The organism is Streptococcus parasanguinis, assembly GCF_032163505.1.
GTDB classification, from domain to species: Bacteria; Bacillota; Bacilli; order Lactobacillales; family Streptococcaceae; genus Streptococcus; species Streptococcus parasanguinis_V.
Genome location: NZ_CP134147.1, coordinates 1714430 through 1730075 on the forward strand (window position 1 = coordinate 1714430; position 15646 = coordinate 1730075).

The following is a 15646-nucleotide window of genomic DNA, read 5'->3' on the forward strand; positions in this document are numbered from 1 at the left end:
TTTTCTTGCGAAATCAGTTCTATTCCCCTAGCCTATCAAATAAAAGCTCCTTCGTCAATGAAAATCTGACTAAAAGCCTATAGTCCCCAGGTAGATCTGCATGTTAGATCATCACAAGATGAACTTGACGATCCTTTCTTTCAAAGGGTATAATAGGACCAATGACACAATAGGGAGACTCATCTATGAAAAATAATGCTAAAACTAAAATCAGTCTTGTATCCATCCTTGTCATCCTGGGCGTTGCTGCAAGAATGATGCGAGTCATCCACCGACAACAAATCAGGGAGCAAAACAAACAAACCATCCAAACAACTAAAAAGGTTGCAGAGTTTCAGAAAACACTAGACGAGGAAGAAACGAAGAAACGGAACGAAACCTTCAACAAGATTTATAATGAATCCCTTGTTCGGACAAAATTTGAGAACTGGCAAAAAGTCGATGAACTACATGGTTTGGGACAAAGAACTGGGCAATTTTATATCTATAACTTTGAAAAAAAAGAAGAGATTCTCTTAGAGAATACAGATCAAGCATTTGTTCTACCCATTCGAGACAAGAGCAATAACGTCACATTTGAGGCCATCTTTGCCCACAAGGACGGTCAGTGGCACATCATGAAGCCAGACGGAAGTTCTCAGTTGCAACTAGGAGCAGCCAACATTTCCGCTGAATCTAAGTTTGTCATCGAGAACAATGTCTTAGATTACGACCAGTAAATCCGTAATGACTTGGCTAAACTACATACAAAAAGCTTAGAACCCCAGCTTGTGGTTGGGATTCTAAGCTTTTTCGTTTATAGGAGAGAGTCGGCCAGCAAGTACCGAAAACTTTTATTCAACAGAAGCTCCATTGGTCGCAATGACTTCTTTGTACCAATAGAAGGATTTCTTACGGGAGCGCTCCAAGCTTCCCTTGCCTTCGTTGTCCCGATCGACATAGATAAAGCCGTAGCGCTTCTTCATTTCTCCTGTCCCAGCAGAGACCAGGTCAATACAACCCCAAGTCGTATAGCCCCAGAGGACAACGCCATCTTCATGGATGGCCTCCCGCATGGCTTTGATGTGGGCTGCTAAGTAGTCAATCCGGTAGTCATCCTCAATCTCCCCGGCTTCATTTGGTGTATCAACTGCCCCTAGTCCATTTTCAACGATAAATAGAGGCTTTTGATAACGATCCCAGATGGTGTTGAGGGTAATGCGGAGACCAAGAGGGTCAATCTGCCAACCCCATTCTGTGCTTTCTAGGTAGGGATTCTTCAGAGAGGCAAAGATATTGCCCGCTGTTTTTTCCCTTTCAGCTGGATCCCCTGAAGCGACCCGACTGGCATAGTAGGAGAAGGAAATAAAGTCTACCGTGTGTTCTTTCAACAATTGCAGGTCCTGCTCCGTCATCTCAACTGTGATTCCCTGACGCTCCCACTCTTTCTTGGCATAGTTAGGGTATTCCCCACGCGCCTGCACATCGATAAAGAAATAGTTCTTACGATCTTCTTCTAGACCAGCCCATACATCCCGCGGAGCACAGGTATGCGGATAGTTTTGCCCAGCTGCCAACATACAGCCGACCTTGTTGTCAGGATCAATCTCATGGGCTAGCTTGGTGGCAATGGCTGAAGCGACCAATTCATGGTGAGCCGCCTGGTATTTGACTTGCTCCTCATTCTCCCCTTCTTCAAAGCAGAGACCCGCTCCCATAAAAGGCGCATGAAGGATCATATTGATTTCATTAAAGGTTAGCCAGTATTTGACCAAGCCCTTGTAGCGAGTGAAGAGGGTCCGGCAAAGACGTTCATAACATTCCAACATCTTGCGACTACGCCAACCTCCATACTCGGTAATCAAATGCATGGGACAGTCAAAGTGGGTAATGGTCACCAAGGGCTCAATGCCATACTTGCGACATTCCTTAAAAAGATCTTCATAAAACTGTAGACCTGCCTCATTCGGCTCTAGTTCATCTCCTTGTGGGAAGATCCGAGACCAGGCAATGGACAAACGATAGGTTTTAAAGCCCATTTCCCCAAAGAGAGCAATGTCTTCCTTGTAGCGATGGTACATATCAATGCCATCCTTAGCCGGATAAAAATAGCCCTCTTCAAAGTCAAACATCTTTTTCTGACCCGTAATAATGGCGTGACGATCAGGCCCAATCGGCACCACATCCACATTGGCCAAGCCACGGCCATCTTCATTATAAGCTCCCTCACACTGGTTGGCAGCTGTCGCCCCACCCCAAAGGAAACCATCTGGAAATTGAAGTTTGTCGGTCATCTCTCTACCTCACTTGATTTGATAGTTCTATTATACCCTTCTCTTTCCAAAAAATCCTACAAGATCCTATGAAAAACTAAACCTATTCTAAGGTTATTTCTGTTCACGTGCAACACAAAAAGGCCGGATGGCTCCGATCTTTCAGAATGTATACAAATTGTTTTTCACCTAATTTAATATCGGCTTTTCTGAAAAATAAGAATGATTCCTTTTTTTTAATCGTAAAGAATAAACTGAAACTTTCCGCCGTGAGAAAAGTGCTAGAAACACTATTGTTTCTAGCACTCGGGAGTTTTGAGAGTAAAACAGTTCGGGGAACTGTTTTAGCCTGAGCCCAGAAATTGAAAAGCGAAGGGGCTTAAAACTAATTGAACACTGGCTGCGGATTGTGTCAAAAAGATAAGTTCTCCTAGAATCGAAAGATTCTGCGTCAAACTTCCTATTTTGACTTTATCCGCAGACGCCCTTTGCATCTTGATTTAGTCATGGAACTTCTTCGAAGTTCGCTGACGTCCGTATTCACATAAGGAAAGTTTCAAAGAAGACTTTGTCTTTAATAAAAAAGACCGGATGGCTCCGATCTTTTTAAGTTCTACTCCAAGAACGTTTAAATTTTTTGATAATAGAATTACCTACTTCATACGATAAAAATCAATCACTAGACCTGCTGGACCACTTACTAGCAGGGATTCGGTTCCCCAATCGGTTACAACTGGACCGTTCAAAACCTGGATACCAAGCTCTTTCAATCGTTGGTAGTTCTGGTCTACATCCTCAACTTCAACGTGAAGAATGATTCCTGACTGGAAATTTTCCAAAGGAACCAAATGATTTTGTGATAACATGAGACAGTGACTGCCAATCGTGAACTGAGCAAAACTGTCGTCAACATAATCGGCTTTTTTATCCAAAATACGCTCCAAGCTAGCACAAACTTGGGTAACATCTGAAACGATAATATCTAATTGATTTAAATTCATTTCTTATCCTCCACAAAAAGACCGGATTGCTCCGATCTTTTCAAGTTTCTCTCTATGAAAATCAATGAATAAACAAGGCATCGAACCGCAGACAGTACTGGAGTACGGCGAGGTGAAGATAACGCAGTTTACATTTGATTTTCCACGAGAGGAATTATTTGATTGCGCGTGATTGCAACCCTTCTTCTTCCAAGAAGAGGCGGAATGGTACGAGTTCTTCTGCTTCGTATTTTTCCTTGAAGGCTTTGATTGCTTCTTCTGAGTGTTGTTTTGGATCCAACTCAAGAACTTCTACTGGAAGTGGACGGTGTTGCGTGATGCGAGCATCGATGACAACTGTCTTACCTTCTTTGTTCAATTTAACAGCTTCAGCAACGACTGCGTCGATGTCTTCGATACGGTCAACTGTAAATCCAATAGCTCCTTGAGCTTCAGCGATTTTCGCATAGTCAGCATTAGGGAAGTCACAACCAAACAAGTGTTTGTTTGTGTCTTCGTATTTGTCCTTGATGAAGGCATATTTACCATTTGAGAAGACAACGTTGATAACTGGAAGGTCGTATTGAACGTTTGTGATAACGTCTGGGTAGCACATGTTGAATGCACCGTCACCCATGATGTTCCATACTTGGCGATCTGGATTGTCTTTCTTAGCAGCGATACCACCAGGAAGGGCAATACCCATTGTCGCAAAGAGTGGAGATGTACGCCACATGTTCTTAGGTGTCATGTGAAGGTGACGAGTAGATGTTTGAGTAGTGTCACCTACGTCGATTGAGTAGATAGCGTCTTGATCAGCATGTTTGTTGATGGCATTGTATACTTGGTACAATTGAAGCGCACCCTCAGTTTTGCCTTCGAGTTTGTTCATGTAGTCGCGCCAGTTTTGGTTGTTCTTAACGTTTGCACGCCACCATGGAGTAGACTCAACTGGATTCACTTTATCAAGGATTGCTTTGGCTGCTTGACCTGCATCACCAAGGATTGAAGCGTCTAGGGCATGACGTTTACCAAGTTTGTAAGGGTCGATATCCACTTGGATGAATTTTTCAGTGTTCTTAAATGCTTCGTATACTTCAGCAAATGGGAAGTTTGAACCAAGGAAAAGAACTGTGTCTGCTTCAAAGACCACTTCGTTGGCTGGTTTCCAACCAACACGGTAAGCAGAACCTGTCAATCCTTCATAGTTCCATTCGAAGGCTTCAAAGTTTTTACCAGTTGTAATGATTGGTGCTTTAATCTTGCGTGACAATTCAGTGATGACATCACCCGCACCAACTCCACCGAAACCAGCGTAGATCACTGGACGTTCAGCGTTGTTCAAGATTTCAACAGCTTTATCGATTTCCACTTCGTTCAAGGCAGGAGCGATAAAGTGACGTTCATAAGAACCTGATCCGTAGTAAGAGTTTTCGTCAATTTCTTGGAAACCAAAGTTTACTGGAATTTCAACAACGGCTGGACCTTTTTTAGAAACGGCAGCACGGCAAGCTTCGTCGATTACTTTTGGTAATTGTTCTGCGTAAGCTACACGTTTGTTGTAAACAGCGATACCGTTGTACATTGGGTTTTGGTTCAATTCTTGGAAGGCATCCAAGTTCAATTCGTTAACTGGACGTGATCCAAGGATAGCAAGGAATGGAGTGTTATCCATAGCTGCATCGTAAACACCATTGATCAAGTGAGTCGCACCAGGTCCACCTGAACCAACTGCAACCCCGATAGAGCCACCAAATTTAGCTTGCATAACCGCTGCAAGAGCACCAGTTTCTTCGTGACGAACTTGCAAGAAACGGATATCTTTGTCTTCAGCCAAAGCGTCCATAAGTGAGCTAAGTGTTCCAGATGGGATACCGTAGATCGTATCTACGCCCCATGTTTTCAATACATTAAGCATTGCTGCAGATGCAGTAATTTTTCCTTGAGTCATTCTAACTCTCCTTTAATTCTATTTTGATCCCTTAAAATGCAGCATAGCGCTTCTACTTCATCTTTGCGATCATCTCGCCTTGAAAATGAGTTTTTTCTGACTTTTCTCATGAAAACGATTTACAAAACGATTACAGTATTAATTTATCACAAAGAGATTCACATGTATAAGGATCTGCTCAGAGATGCTCAATCCCTATTCCATAACAGATCCTCTTTTTGAGAAATTTTCACAAACTATCCTACAATAGGGTATTTTACTATAGTTTTATACCCATCCCTTTTCCTTGTCGTTCTAGGAAAAAGAGAAAAAGAGTGATACAGAATTCTGTACCACTTCTTATTTTCATTAATCAATCTTCGCGACATTGAGAAGCAGTGAGCTAGTCAAAACAGACACAGAACTAAGGGCCATAGCAAGACCTGCTAGTTCTGGATTGAGGGTCAATCCCAGTCCTACAAAGACTCCAGCAGCAATTGGAATCCCAAGGATATTGTAGATAGAAGCCCAGAAGAGATTGAGTAAGATCCGACGGAAGGTCTTTTGACTCATGTCAAAGGCGCGCACAACGCCAAGCAAATCATTTTGCGTGAGCACGATGCCACCGGACTCAATCGCAATATCCGTTCCAGATCCCATAGCAATTCCGACATCGGCGATCGAAAGAGCTGGAGCATCATTGATCCCATCTCCCACAAAGGCTACCTTACTGCTTTCTTGCAGTTTTTGGATGGCGCTAGCTTTTTCTTGAGGGAGCACATCAGCGATCACGGTATCAATGCCCACTTGCTTAGCAATAGCTTGGGCCACCCGTTCATTATCCCCTGTTAACATGACCGTTTTCAAGCCCCGTTCTTTGAGCTTTTTGATCGCTTCTTTTGAGCTGGCCTTCGGAGCATCTTGAATGGCAATCAAGCCAATCACTTGCCCATCCACAGACAAACTGATCACTGTTTTGGCCTGCTCTTGCAACTCTACCATCCGTTTTTCAAGCTCCGGATCCATCAATGTCCCGTCATGAAGTTTGCCATTTCCCAAGGTCACCAACTGCTGGTCGATCTGACCTTGGACCCCTTTTCCTTCAATCGCTTGGAAGTTTTCCACAGGGGTTAGCACCAAACCTTTTTCTTCTGCTCGTGATAAGACCGCTTGCGCTAGGGGATGTTCTGAAAAAGTTTCAAGACTAGCAGCCAGTGTCAAGACACGCGCTTCATCTCCTACAACATCGGTTACAAGTGGTTGGCCAATGGTAATAGTCCCTGTCTTATCAAACACAACGGTTTGAATCTTTTGCACTTCTTGAAGAACGGTTCCATTTTTAATCAGAACCCCCATCTTGGCACTACGGCCGGTTCCGACCATGAGGGCTGTTGGGGTTGCTAAACCAAGGGCACAAGGACAGGCAATAATGAGGACAGAGACTGCGTAGAGCATGGCCTCTTGAAGCGACGCACCCAGAAGCACGGACCAAACCCAGAAAGTCGCAATGGCCAAAATCGTCACCACTGGAACAAAGATACCTGAAATCTTATCCGTCAAATCTTGAATAGGAGCACGACTGGATTGGGCCATTTTGACAAAGTCCACAATTTGAGATAAGAGGGTCTCACTACCGACTTTTTCAGCCTTAAAGAGAATGGTCCCATTGCTGTTGATAGTGGAGCCGATAACTGCATCACCAACTGATTTTTCCACAGGCAAGCTTTCACCTGTCACCATCGACTCATCAATGGTCGTACTTCCTTCTACAATCGTCCCATCAACCGCGATCTTTTCCCCAGGACGGACCCGAATCAAGTCATCAATTTGGATATCTTCTGCCGCCACCTCGACATAGTTCCCATCACGGAGAACTTGAGCCGTTTTTGCCTGCAAATCCAACAACTTTTCCACAGCCTCGGAGGCATTGTTACGCATCCGTTCCTCAAAGATTTGCCCTAAGAGGATAAAGAAGATGATAAAACCCGCAGCCTCAAAGTATACTGGCTGACCAGTAAAAAGGGCAAATACACTATAGACATAGGCTACCAGGGTTCCAAGAGCTACCAAGGTATCCATATTGGAATGGTGCTTCTTAAATGAGGCCCAGGCACTCTTGATAAACGGCACACCTGCCACTAGCATAATCGGCGTTGTCGCGATAAAGGTCCCCCAGTGACTAACTGGATGCGACACAAAACCTGCTACCATCCCAATCATCAAGATCAATAACGGCAAGGTGAAGATACTGGTGATCCAAAAACGATCCAGCAAACTCAAGACACGACGGCGTTTTTCCACAACCGTGTAGGAACCCTTTTGCATCTTCATTCCACAAGAGAACTCAAAGTCCCCTGTTTCTGTTGGGGTAAAGGAAATGACCTTATCCACACCAACTTCCAAAGGTTCTAAAATTCCCTGATCTTCAAACAAAATCTCCTTGTAACAGCCGGATGGATTGACCCGATGGAAGGTGATTTCAGCAGGAATCCCTTTTTGAAGTTGAAATTCTTTGGGACTATAGCCCTTTTCTGCTGTAATACGGATCTTTTGCACTCCGTTTTCCACAACTGCTTTTTGTTTTTCTGCCATACCTACTCCTTTATTCCACAATCATGTGACCATGCATCATGTTCATACCACATGAATAACCATATTCGCCCGCTTTTTCTGGCGTAATTTCAATGACATGTTTTTCACCCAAAGGCAAAGCTTCATGCACCCCAAAGTCTGGAAAGATCACTTGATCCAGACATGAAGATGGATCCTTGCGATTAAAGATGATCCGGGCTGGAACATTCTTTTTCAGGACAATGGTTTCAGGCGAATAGCCCCCCATGACTTCGACTTCAATTTCTTGATAACCTGATTTCTGACGAGCGTGGTCGCTTACCTTTTCATGCTCTGCAAAGAACCACCAAGCAATAAAAGCAACCCCAAGTAAACAAACAATACTAATTAACAATCCAAACATTGAAATTCCTTCTTTCTATTACATACAATTGCAAGGGACTGTTTCGACAGCCTCTGCTTTCTTTTCTTCCAGGACCTGCTGCAGCTGATTAAGATCTGCAAGCGTAAAGTCACTCTCCTGAATCAAGTTTTCAAGCACCTGGACAATTCTTTTTGAGCAAACCTTGTCTTTCACCTCCTCAACCACCAAGTCTAAACTCTGGTCCTGCTTCAACAAAGCCGAGTAGACAAAGGCTTTGCCAGATTTTTCTCTGGTCAGACAGCCCTTTTCAACCAAGCGCGTCAAGAGGGTCTTGATGGTCGACTTCGACCAGTCAAAGCGCTCGGACAAGACGGCGATCAAATCCCTGCTGGTCTGCTTGCCTTCCATCCAGATAATTTTCATGATGCGCCATTCCGCATTGGAAATTTGCATGGCCTCTCCTTTCTAAATCTACATTTGTAAATCTTATGATGTTATTCTACTCCTAAGATTTACATTTGTCAACCAAAAAGACAAAAAATTTTCCTCTTGGAAATAGAGGAAGGGTGACAATCTGTTTTTACAAAAAATCATCTAAGGAAATCTAAAAAGAAATAGAATTGATATCAATTATAAGAACCATTCAAATATTTCCTGAAACTTTCCGCCGTGAGAAAAGTGCTAGAAACACTATTGTTTCTAGCACTCGGGAGTTTTGGAACCTTAGGTCCAAAACTAAGTCATGGAACTTCAAAGAAGTTCGCTGACGTCCGTACTCACCTAAGGAAAGTTTTTAAGAAGACTTTATCTTCGATCTGAAATTTTTCTTTGAAGATTTGTCTGATTGGGCTTTTTTCGCTCCTATTTTTGTCTCTATAATGTCTCCTGCAGAGCTTGGGCTAGGATGCGGTAACCGGCTACATTTAAATGGAGGCCATCTGTCGTATAGGCTTCTGCCAACTGCCTCTTTTCATCCAATAAAGACGAATACACATCAATATAGCTGACCTGGTGGTAGGCCTGGGCCAATTCGCGATAGGCCTGGTTGAGGGCCTGAATTTTTTCATTGGTCCGCACATAGACCTTTTGTTTGTAGCGCTCTTCTTGACTCACCGGTAAAACCGAGATCAGGTTGATGTGGGTCAGCGGAAAGTCCCTCATAATTGCTTGTAAGACCGCTTCTACATTGTCTAAGGTTTCCTTTTGAGGAATTTCTTTTCCGATATCATTGGTCCCGATCAAGAGAAAGATCTGATCCACCGCCGTTCCAAAGACATGGGCGTCTAGATGCTCACGAAGAAGACCCGTCTTATAGCCTCGCACTCCTCGATTGACCATGTGCTTGGGACTTTGTAATAGTTCATGAATGGGAAAATACTCTACGATGGAGTCTCCGATAAAGATCAAACCAGGCTCTTTCAGAGGGGCTTGATTGAGCTCCCGATAGGTTGTTATGATTTTCTCCTGCTCCTTTAAGAGCCAGTCTTCTAACAGTTGTACTGCCATCTACTTCTTTCCTTTCACTTGTTCCCAGGGGGTCAATCCTAGATACTCTTCGATCACCTGGTAGACACCGCCTTCTTGATGGCTCGGTGCTAGGTGTTTGGCAACAGCCTTGACAGCTCTTTCTGCATTGGCCACCGCATAGGAGTGAGCAGCCATTTCAAGCATTTCGATGTCGTTTCCACTATCCCCAAAGGCCATGACCTGACTAGCATCAAGCTGCCATTTCTCCATTAATTGAGCCAGTCCCCAAGCCTTGTGAATACCTGCTTGTAAGAGATCCATGCTGCCGAAACCACTCGAAACCGCCATGAGCTGATCTCCAAAAGCCTGTTGGACTTCCTGACTCACTTGATCAAGACGATCCAAGCCAACCACCAAGCTCATTTTAAGCACCTGGTCAAACAAATCGGCTGTCAATTCCGGAACAAACTTCATTCGCTTGTACAAGGCTTCAATCACTTCCGGCTGCATGAATTTTTCAACTTCTGTAAAGACCGTGCCTTCCTTGACAAAGCCACCATTGACAGCTGATACAACCAACTGATCTGAAATTTCCCGGCCCTTAAAATAAGCAAGAACCGCCTCCACCAATTCTCGATCCCAGAATTTTCCAAGAATCATCTGGTCATCCTCAAAAATCCGAGCTCCGTTGGCTACGACTAGAGTCACCCGCTTGACCAAAGGACCCAAGAGCTGGCGCATGCGATGGATTTCATTTCCCGTCGCAATGACAAAGCGAATCCCTTTTTGATCCAAGTGGTCCAACAGCCTTTCCAGACGCGGGAGATCCACCTCTCCTCGCTCATCTAATAAGGTTCCATCCATATCTGTTGCAATCAACTTAATCATACAATCTAACCTTTTCCCTTTCAAAGGGTGTAAATTATCTGGTTCCATTATACCACAGATCAAGCCAGTCAAAACCACCAGTGAAAACAGGTGGCTTCCTCTTGGGCTGAAAGTTGTTACTGATGGCCAAAGGATCTTATAAATATAAGCCCTTCTCTACACTTTCCTGAATTAACTTTTCTGTCAATTTCCACAACTCTTTGGACTCACTTTTTATGAACTTTTTCTTTTCTAATACCATCTCTGAACGGATATGATCGGGATTATAATCGACTTCTGACACTTCCAAGTGATTGATCAGTGGTACCAATGCGTCAATCACTCTTGCATATCTTGCCTCAGGACTCTGGCCTTTTTCAAACTCCAACCACAAATTTTTCGTATTCAAATATGTTGCTTCTGGAAGGAGGCTCATTGTTTTTTCTATAGATGCGAGCTCTCTATCATGAGCATGAAGCTTTTTTTCATCATCAAACACCCAAGTATCTCCGGCATAAATCTCACCTAAATCATGAATCAGTAACATAGAAATCACCTTTTCCATATTCAATTTTTCGGGATAATAATCTTGCAGAACCATCGCAGCTATCGCACCCTGCCAGGAATGCTCGGCACTATTTTCAAACCGTCCATCAAGAGTTCTATTAAACCTTGTTACTGACTTTAATTTCTCGATTTCTTTAATAAATTCAACTGTCTGATTCAAATCACTCATGGCGACACCAACCTCCCTATTCGAAATTACGACTATCATACCAAAAATCAGGTTTTCCATAAATGAATTCCCGTATTTGCAAAAGAAAAGGAAAATAATTCAGATTGGATACAAAATCATCTTAGAAACTTTCCGTTGTGAGAAAAGTGCCTGAAACAATAACGTTTCAGGCACTCGGAATTATTGAGACCTTAGGCTCAATAATTAGTCATGGAACTTCTTAGAAGTTCGCTGACGTCCGTACTCACCTAAGGAAAGTTTTTAATATGACTTTGTCTTAAATCTGAAACTACTGCTTAGCTTCTATTTTTCACCCAACAAAAGCCCAAATAATGGCAATCAGCACTGCTGGAAGGAGATTGGCGACCTTGATCCGTTTACCCCAGATGAGATTGATCCCTACACAGAGAATGAGGCTGGAGCCAACTAGTGACAGATTCGAAAGGGCTTGTGGAGTCATGATCGGTGCGATCAAATGAGCCAACAGCGTGATCAAACCTTGAAGGATCACGAGTGGTACCACCGCAAAGATGGCGCCCTTTCCTTTTGAAACGGTCAAGACTAGAACGATAACCATATCGAGAATAGCCTTGGCCAACAAGGTTGAGGTGTCACCCGTCAGGCCATCCTGGACAGCTCCGACCACCGCCATAGCCCCGATACAAATGGTCAAGGCCGTGGTCATAAAGGCATCGACAAAGCTGGTATCGCCTTGGTTGCCCGTCTTTTCCTTTAGCCAGGTTCCCAGGCGCTCAAAGCCCTCCTCAATCTTCAAGAGTTCCCCGATAACGGTCCCGATCACTAGACTCAGAATCAACATCATACTGCCGTGACTTTCCACATGACTTCCATGCACCACCAGCATCTTTTCCAAGGTCCCTGCGATGCCCAAGACAAATACAGCAACTCCCGTCACTTTCAGAAGGGTCTCATGAAAATCTTCTGACAAACGTTGACCGATGAGCAATCCTAAAAGCCCACCAAACACGACCCCTAAGGCATTATAGAAGGTCCCTAAACCGATCATTTACAAACTCCTTCGTTCATTTTCATTCTTTTTCAATTTCTTTCAAAGACCAGTGGCCCGTCTCTTCATACTGGTCAATCAAGTCCTTGGCTGTTTGCGTAATCTCCTCTGGATAATGCAGGCTTTCTAGCGTATTGACCGCATTCTTGGTCACGGCTGACCCTGGCTTGATCTGGTAGTCAAAGACGATCTTGCCATCCACATAGCGACTGTCAAAATGGTAATTATCATTGACTTCACCGGAGGCTGCGACCAGCTCAATATCATGGCTGGAAATCATGTAGAGACAGTTTTGGGCAGCTAACCAGCGGACAATCCCAAGGCCTGATCCGATCCGCTCGATGGTATTGGTCCCCTTAAAGAGCTCGTCAATAAAGAAATAGTGAAAACCAGGCTTTTTCAGATGCTGAATCATACGTAAAATAGCTTTACTTTCGGTGATGAAGTAACTATCTCCAACTTCAATGTCATCGCTCACATCCATAGCCGTTAGCACATGACCATAGGGAAGGGCTAATTTTTCTCCATAGGCAAAGCCTAACCCTTGAGCCAGAATGGCATTGATGGCGACAGTTTTCAGGTAGGTCGATTTCCCGGAGGCATTGTCCCCACTGATGACCATATTTTTCTGAAAATGCACATCATTCGCAATCGGATTGGACAGCAAAGGATGATAGAGCGTCTCGCCCTCAATGCCACCCGTCTCTGTAAAGACTGGCTGGCAGACCACTTCTAGATCCCGCTTATGGCGCAAGAGACTAATGGCGACTTCCATCTCTCCAAGGAGATCCAGAAGCTTCTGGGCCTCTTTTTGATGAGCTTTCACCTGATTGTAAATATAAACCTGAGCGATCTGCGGGAGTAAAAAGAGGACATTGAGGTAGAGGAGAATAATTTCCATTTCCGAAGTCCCCGTTGGACTCTGCAAGACACTGGCAAGGATCCGCGTTTTCTTAAAAGGTTTGACCGCTTGCTTGAGTTCTTCTTGTTGTGGCAAGGCTAGACGGCTCAAACGTTCTGCCGAAGCAAAGATGCGAACCAGATAGCTAACATTGTCCAGACGGATTTTATTGGACCAATTGCGCAAACTCGAAAAGACAATATTAAAGACCACACTGATCACCAAGAGGGTAATGGCCCCGACTGGCTCAAAGGGGATGGCAAAGAGACAGACTATAGGAAGGCAGGCCAAGGCTAGATAGAGGGGCAACCCTGCATAATGCTTGCCGGGATTTGCGACAATGCTACGCGCCATGTTGTGGTTCTTCTTGCCCAGTTGGTTGAAAATGATCTGGACCTTGAGGCGCAAATCAGGATGCTCTTCAAAGAAGGCTTCTAAGTCATGAAGCTGGTCCTGAGGCTGGAATTCCAGCAGGCGCATTTTTTGATAGAGAGCCTCTGCTCCAAGGCTCGATTGGGTATAGTTGAGCTGATCAAAGACCGCATCCAAAGCCAAATCATGCCAGGTCTGATCATCCACTTGGCTATCGATCGTCCTTCCCTTAGCTGGATAAGCCAGACTATCTATCAAACTTTCTTCTGTGTCTTTCTTGCGAAAGAAAGGCGCCCCATCCCAAGCCTTCTTCAGCTTTTGCTTGAGGCGGATGGCTGTAAGAAATTTGGTTGCCCAAATCACCACTATCAATCCTAGGATCCCAAGCGGGATCCAGTTCACATTTCCTTCCATGCTCTATTCCTTTCCACTCTGAGGCCAGTCCAAGTGAACATGTTCCTTCATTTCTCGATAAGCCGTGTCCACTCTCTCCTTGGTCTCCTCATCTAGCTTATCGCGGTATTTGCCACCCTTGATAAAATCTTCCAAAATATAGGTTTGGTAGTTGTACAACTCATAACCTTCAGGAGAATAGGTTCCCTTTGGAGTCCGACTGACCCAGGTTGGATGAGCAGTAGCCGTCTTAATCCGTGTCTTGCGACCAACCTTTTCGATGGTCACATCCATCAAAACTCCACGCTCTGTCCATTGGGCAGTCTCTATACCTTCCATAGTTTCCAGACGTTGATTGGAGAGAAAATTCCCCATTGAGTAGATAATGAGCTTGTTTTGACCATCTTTATTGACCACTTCAGCAGGCTCCACAACATGGGGATGCCCGCCAAAAACGATATCAGCGCCCCAAGAAATCATTTTATGATATAGCTCTTTTTGCTCTTCTGTCGGCTCTAACTGGTACTCAACTCCCATCTGGGGCATAACAATGGTGATATCAGCCTCTTGCTCCGCCTTTTGGATCTCTGCCTTCATCCGTTCTTCGTCTAGGTCAGACAAAACATTCGCCTGCTCTTCTGGAGTAAGGGTCGTTTCCATTCCATTAAAGCCGTAAGCGTAGGCTAGAATAGCAATCTTGATGCCATTCACTTCCTTGATCACTAAGGGGGCCTGGCCTCTCTTTTCATGCGTGTAAACACCGACAGGGGTGATGCCTGCATCTTCAAAGGCCTTGGCTGTCGAATAGACCCCTTCTAGACCTGAATCCAGGATGTGGTTGTGTCCCAAATCCATGACATCATAACCAGCATCCTTGATGGCTGGTACGACTTCGCTCGGCGCATTAAAAAGAGGATATCCTGACAAATAATAATTGGGGTTAATGGTTCCCTCAAAATCACCCAAGGCTAGATCCGCCTTTTGTAGCCAGGGTTTGACATACTCATAATTTTCATGAAAATCATAAGTCCCATCTTCTTTTTGCGCGCTCATATAGACCAGATCATGATAGAGCTGATCTCCATTGGCCATGATCCGAGCTGTATGAGGAATCTGATCAGCCGGTGTCTTGGCCTTGTACACAACCTCTGGCCGTTCGGTTGCGGTGATCGGAAAGCCTTGGAACTTTTGCACCCACAAGATAGCATTGGCCACGATAAAAACGACTGACAAGAGCACATAGACAAACTGTTCATTGGTCAGCTGAATCCTTGAAAAAAGACGATCAAAAGCCCAGTCAAAGGCCGCCGATAGTTCTTTTCCCATCGTTTTGATGGTTCCTTTCACACTCTCCCACTTCTCTAACATTCCTACCTCTTCTTCGTACCTAGTTTCTCCAATGATCCGCCAACAAATTGAGCTGTCATTGAAATACTTTCTCTTCATTGTATCACAATTTTTAAGAAGAGAAAAAAGAGAGCAGGACAGAAGCGCCATTGTTTAGAAACGCTTCATCGTCCTGCTCCTGCACAGTTGATGGATTCATGTAATTGATCGATCATCACTTCTTATCATTTGATTTGGACAAGCTGATTGCAACCATGACAAGACTTAGGAAAAAGGCCGAAAGCAACCCTTTTGTCGTCCGATTCATAAAAGGTTGATGGAATACAAAATGATTATAGGCAGTAAATCCTAATCCAATCAGAGTTACCATAGCTGAAAGCGTAAAAATCATTCGCCACAAATTTCTTTTTTTCATCATAAACTCCGTTTTTCGATCAAC

At 44.2% G+C, this 15646-nt stretch carries 14 protein-coding genes; 1 reads left to right on the forward strand and 13 read right to left on the reverse strand.

Features of this window, described 5'->3' with window-relative positions; genetic code table 11:
* Window positions 1–185 precede the first annotated feature (185 nt).
* Entirely contained in the window at window positions 186–719 is a 534-nt protein-coding gene (locus RIN70_RS08540; protein ID WP_023919090.1) for a hypothetical protein, read from the forward strand.
* A 114-nt stretch (window positions 720–833) separates the two neighbouring features.
* Here RIN70_RS08540 and RIN70_RS08545 read toward each other — a convergent pair whose 3' ends face one another.
* The 13 genes from RIN70_RS08545 to RIN70_RS08605 form a co-directional block, all read right to left on the reverse strand.
* The gene (locus tag RIN70_RS08545; RefSeq protein WP_023919092.1) at window positions 834–2273 is read right to left on the reverse strand and encodes a 6-phospho-beta-glucosidase; all 1440 of its coding nucleotides are present in this window, start codon (window positions 2271–2273) and stop codon (window positions 834–836) included.
* Window positions 2274–2905: 632 nt separating this feature from the next.
* On the reverse strand, window positions 2906–3253 hold the full coding sequence (locus RIN70_RS08550; protein WP_195623411.1) for a VOC family protein: 348 nt from the start codon (window positions 3251–3253) through the stop codon (window positions 2906–2908).
* 154 nt (window positions 3254–3407) lie between these two features.
* Complete coding sequence (spxB, locus tag RIN70_RS08555; protein ID WP_195623412.1) at window positions 3408–5183, reverse strand: pyruvate oxidase; 1776 nt, start codon at window positions 5181–5183, stop codon at window positions 3408–3410.
* 348 nt (window positions 5184–5531) lie between these two features.
* Entirely contained in the window at window positions 5532–7754 is a 2223-nt protein-coding gene (locus RIN70_RS08560; RefSeq protein ID WP_195623413.1) for a heavy metal translocating P-type ATPase, read from the reverse strand.
* A gap of 10 nt (window positions 7755–7764) precedes the next feature.
* On the reverse strand, window positions 7765–8136 hold the full coding sequence (locus RIN70_RS08565) for a cupredoxin domain-containing protein (protein WP_023919099.1): 372 nt from the start codon (window positions 8134–8136) through the stop codon (window positions 7765–7767).
* A gap of 18 nt (window positions 8137–8154) precedes the next feature.
* Complete coding sequence (locus RIN70_RS08570) at window positions 8155–8550, reverse strand: CopY/TcrY family copper transport repressor (protein ID WP_049506522.1); 396 nt, start codon at window positions 8548–8550, stop codon at window positions 8155–8157.
* 420 nt (window positions 8551–8970) lie between these two features.
* On the reverse strand, window positions 8971–9603 hold the full coding sequence (locus tag RIN70_RS08575) for an SGNH/GDSL hydrolase family protein (protein ID WP_024055139.1): 633 nt from the start codon (window positions 9601–9603) through the stop codon (window positions 8971–8973).
* Window positions 9604–10452: a Cof-type HAD-IIB family hydrolase gene (locus RIN70_RS08580; protein ID WP_313790524.1), complete on the reverse strand. Its 849-nt coding sequence runs from the start codon at window positions 10450–10452 to the stop codon at window positions 9604–9606.
* 136 nt (window positions 10453–10588) lie between these two features.
* Window positions 10589–11167 (reverse strand): HD domain-containing protein, encoded by a 579-nt coding sequence (locus RIN70_RS08585; protein WP_302692692.1) that lies wholly within the window; start codon window positions 11165–11167, stop codon window positions 10589–10591.
* A gap of 310 nt (window positions 11168–11477) precedes the next feature.
* Window positions 11478–12194 carry a DUF554 domain-containing protein gene (locus RIN70_RS08590; protein ID WP_070675372.1) on the reverse strand — a complete coding sequence of 239 codons (717 nt, stop codon included), beginning with the start codon at window positions 12192–12194 and terminating at the stop codon, window positions 11478–11480.
* Between the two features lie 22 nt (window positions 12195–12216).
* Complete coding sequence (locus RIN70_RS08595; protein WP_313790525.1) at window positions 12217–13881, reverse strand: MutS-related protein; 1665 nt, start codon at window positions 13879–13881, stop codon at window positions 12217–12219.
* A gap of 3 nt (window positions 13882–13884) precedes the next feature.
* Window positions 13885–15228: a CapA family protein gene (locus RIN70_RS08600; RefSeq protein WP_390897812.1), complete on the reverse strand. Its 1344-nt coding sequence runs from the start codon at window positions 15226–15228 to the stop codon at window positions 13885–13887.
* A gap of 193 nt (window positions 15229–15421) precedes the next feature.
* Entirely contained in the window at window positions 15422–15625 is a 204-nt protein-coding gene (locus tag RIN70_RS08605; RefSeq protein WP_083312666.1) for a hypothetical protein, read from the reverse strand.
* Between the last annotated feature and the right edge of the window lie 21 nt (window positions 15626–15646).

Excerpts from the sequence above, each read along its gene's own strand:
- spxB (WP_195623412.1), bottom strand. The coding sequence starts at position 5,183 with ATGACTCAAGGAAAAATTACTGCATCTGCAGCAATGCTTAATGTATTG.
- RIN70_RS08545 (WP_023919092.1), bottom strand. The coding sequence starts at position 2,273 with ATGACCGACAAACTTCAATTTCCAGATGGTTTCCTTTGGGGTGGGGCG.
- RIN70_RS08585 (WP_302692692.1), bottom strand. The coding sequence starts at position 11,167 with ATGAGTGATTTGAATCAGACAGTTGAATTTATTAAAGAAATCGAGAAA.
- RIN70_RS08605 (WP_083312666.1), bottom strand. The coding sequence starts at position 15,625 with ATGATGAAAAAAAGAAATTTGTGGCGAATGATTTTTACGCTTTCAGCT.
- RIN70_RS08565 (WP_023919099.1), bottom strand. The coding sequence starts at position 8,136 with ATGTTTGGATTGTTAATTAGTATTGTTTGTTTACTTGGGGTTGCTTTT.
- RIN70_RS08590 (WP_070675372.1), bottom strand. The coding sequence starts at position 12,194 with ATGATCGGTTTAGGGACCTTCTATAATGCCTTAGGGGTCGTGTTTGGT.
- RIN70_RS08580 (WP_313790524.1), bottom strand. The coding sequence starts at position 10,452 with ATGATTAAGTTGATTGCAACAGATATGGATGGAACCTTATTAGATGAG.
- RIN70_RS08570 (WP_049506522.1), bottom strand. The coding sequence starts at position 8,550 with ATGCAAATTTCCAATGCGGAATGGCGCATCATGAAAATTATCTGGATG.
- RIN70_RS08575 (WP_024055139.1), bottom strand. The coding sequence starts at position 9,603 with ATGGCAGTACAACTGTTAGAAGACTGGCTCTTAAAGGAGCAGGAGAAA.
- RIN70_RS08540 (WP_023919090.1), top strand. The coding sequence starts at position 186 with ATGAAAAATAATGCTAAAACTAAAATCAGTCTTGTATCCATCCTTGTC.
- RIN70_RS08595 (WP_313790525.1), bottom strand. The coding sequence starts at position 13,881 with ATGGAAGGAAATGTGAACTGGATCCCGCTTGGGATCCTAGGATTGATA.
- RIN70_RS08560 (WP_195623413.1), bottom strand. The coding sequence starts at position 7,754 with ATGGCAGAAAAACAAAAAGCAGTTGTGGAAAACGGAGTGCAAAAGATC.
- RIN70_RS08600 (WP_390897812.1), bottom strand. The coding sequence starts at position 15,228 with ATGTTAGAGAAGTGGGAGAGTGTGAAAGGAACCATCAAAACGATGGGA.
- RIN70_RS08550 (WP_195623411.1), bottom strand. The coding sequence starts at position 3,253 with ATGAATTTAAATCAATTAGATATTATCGTTTCAGATGTTACCCAAGTT.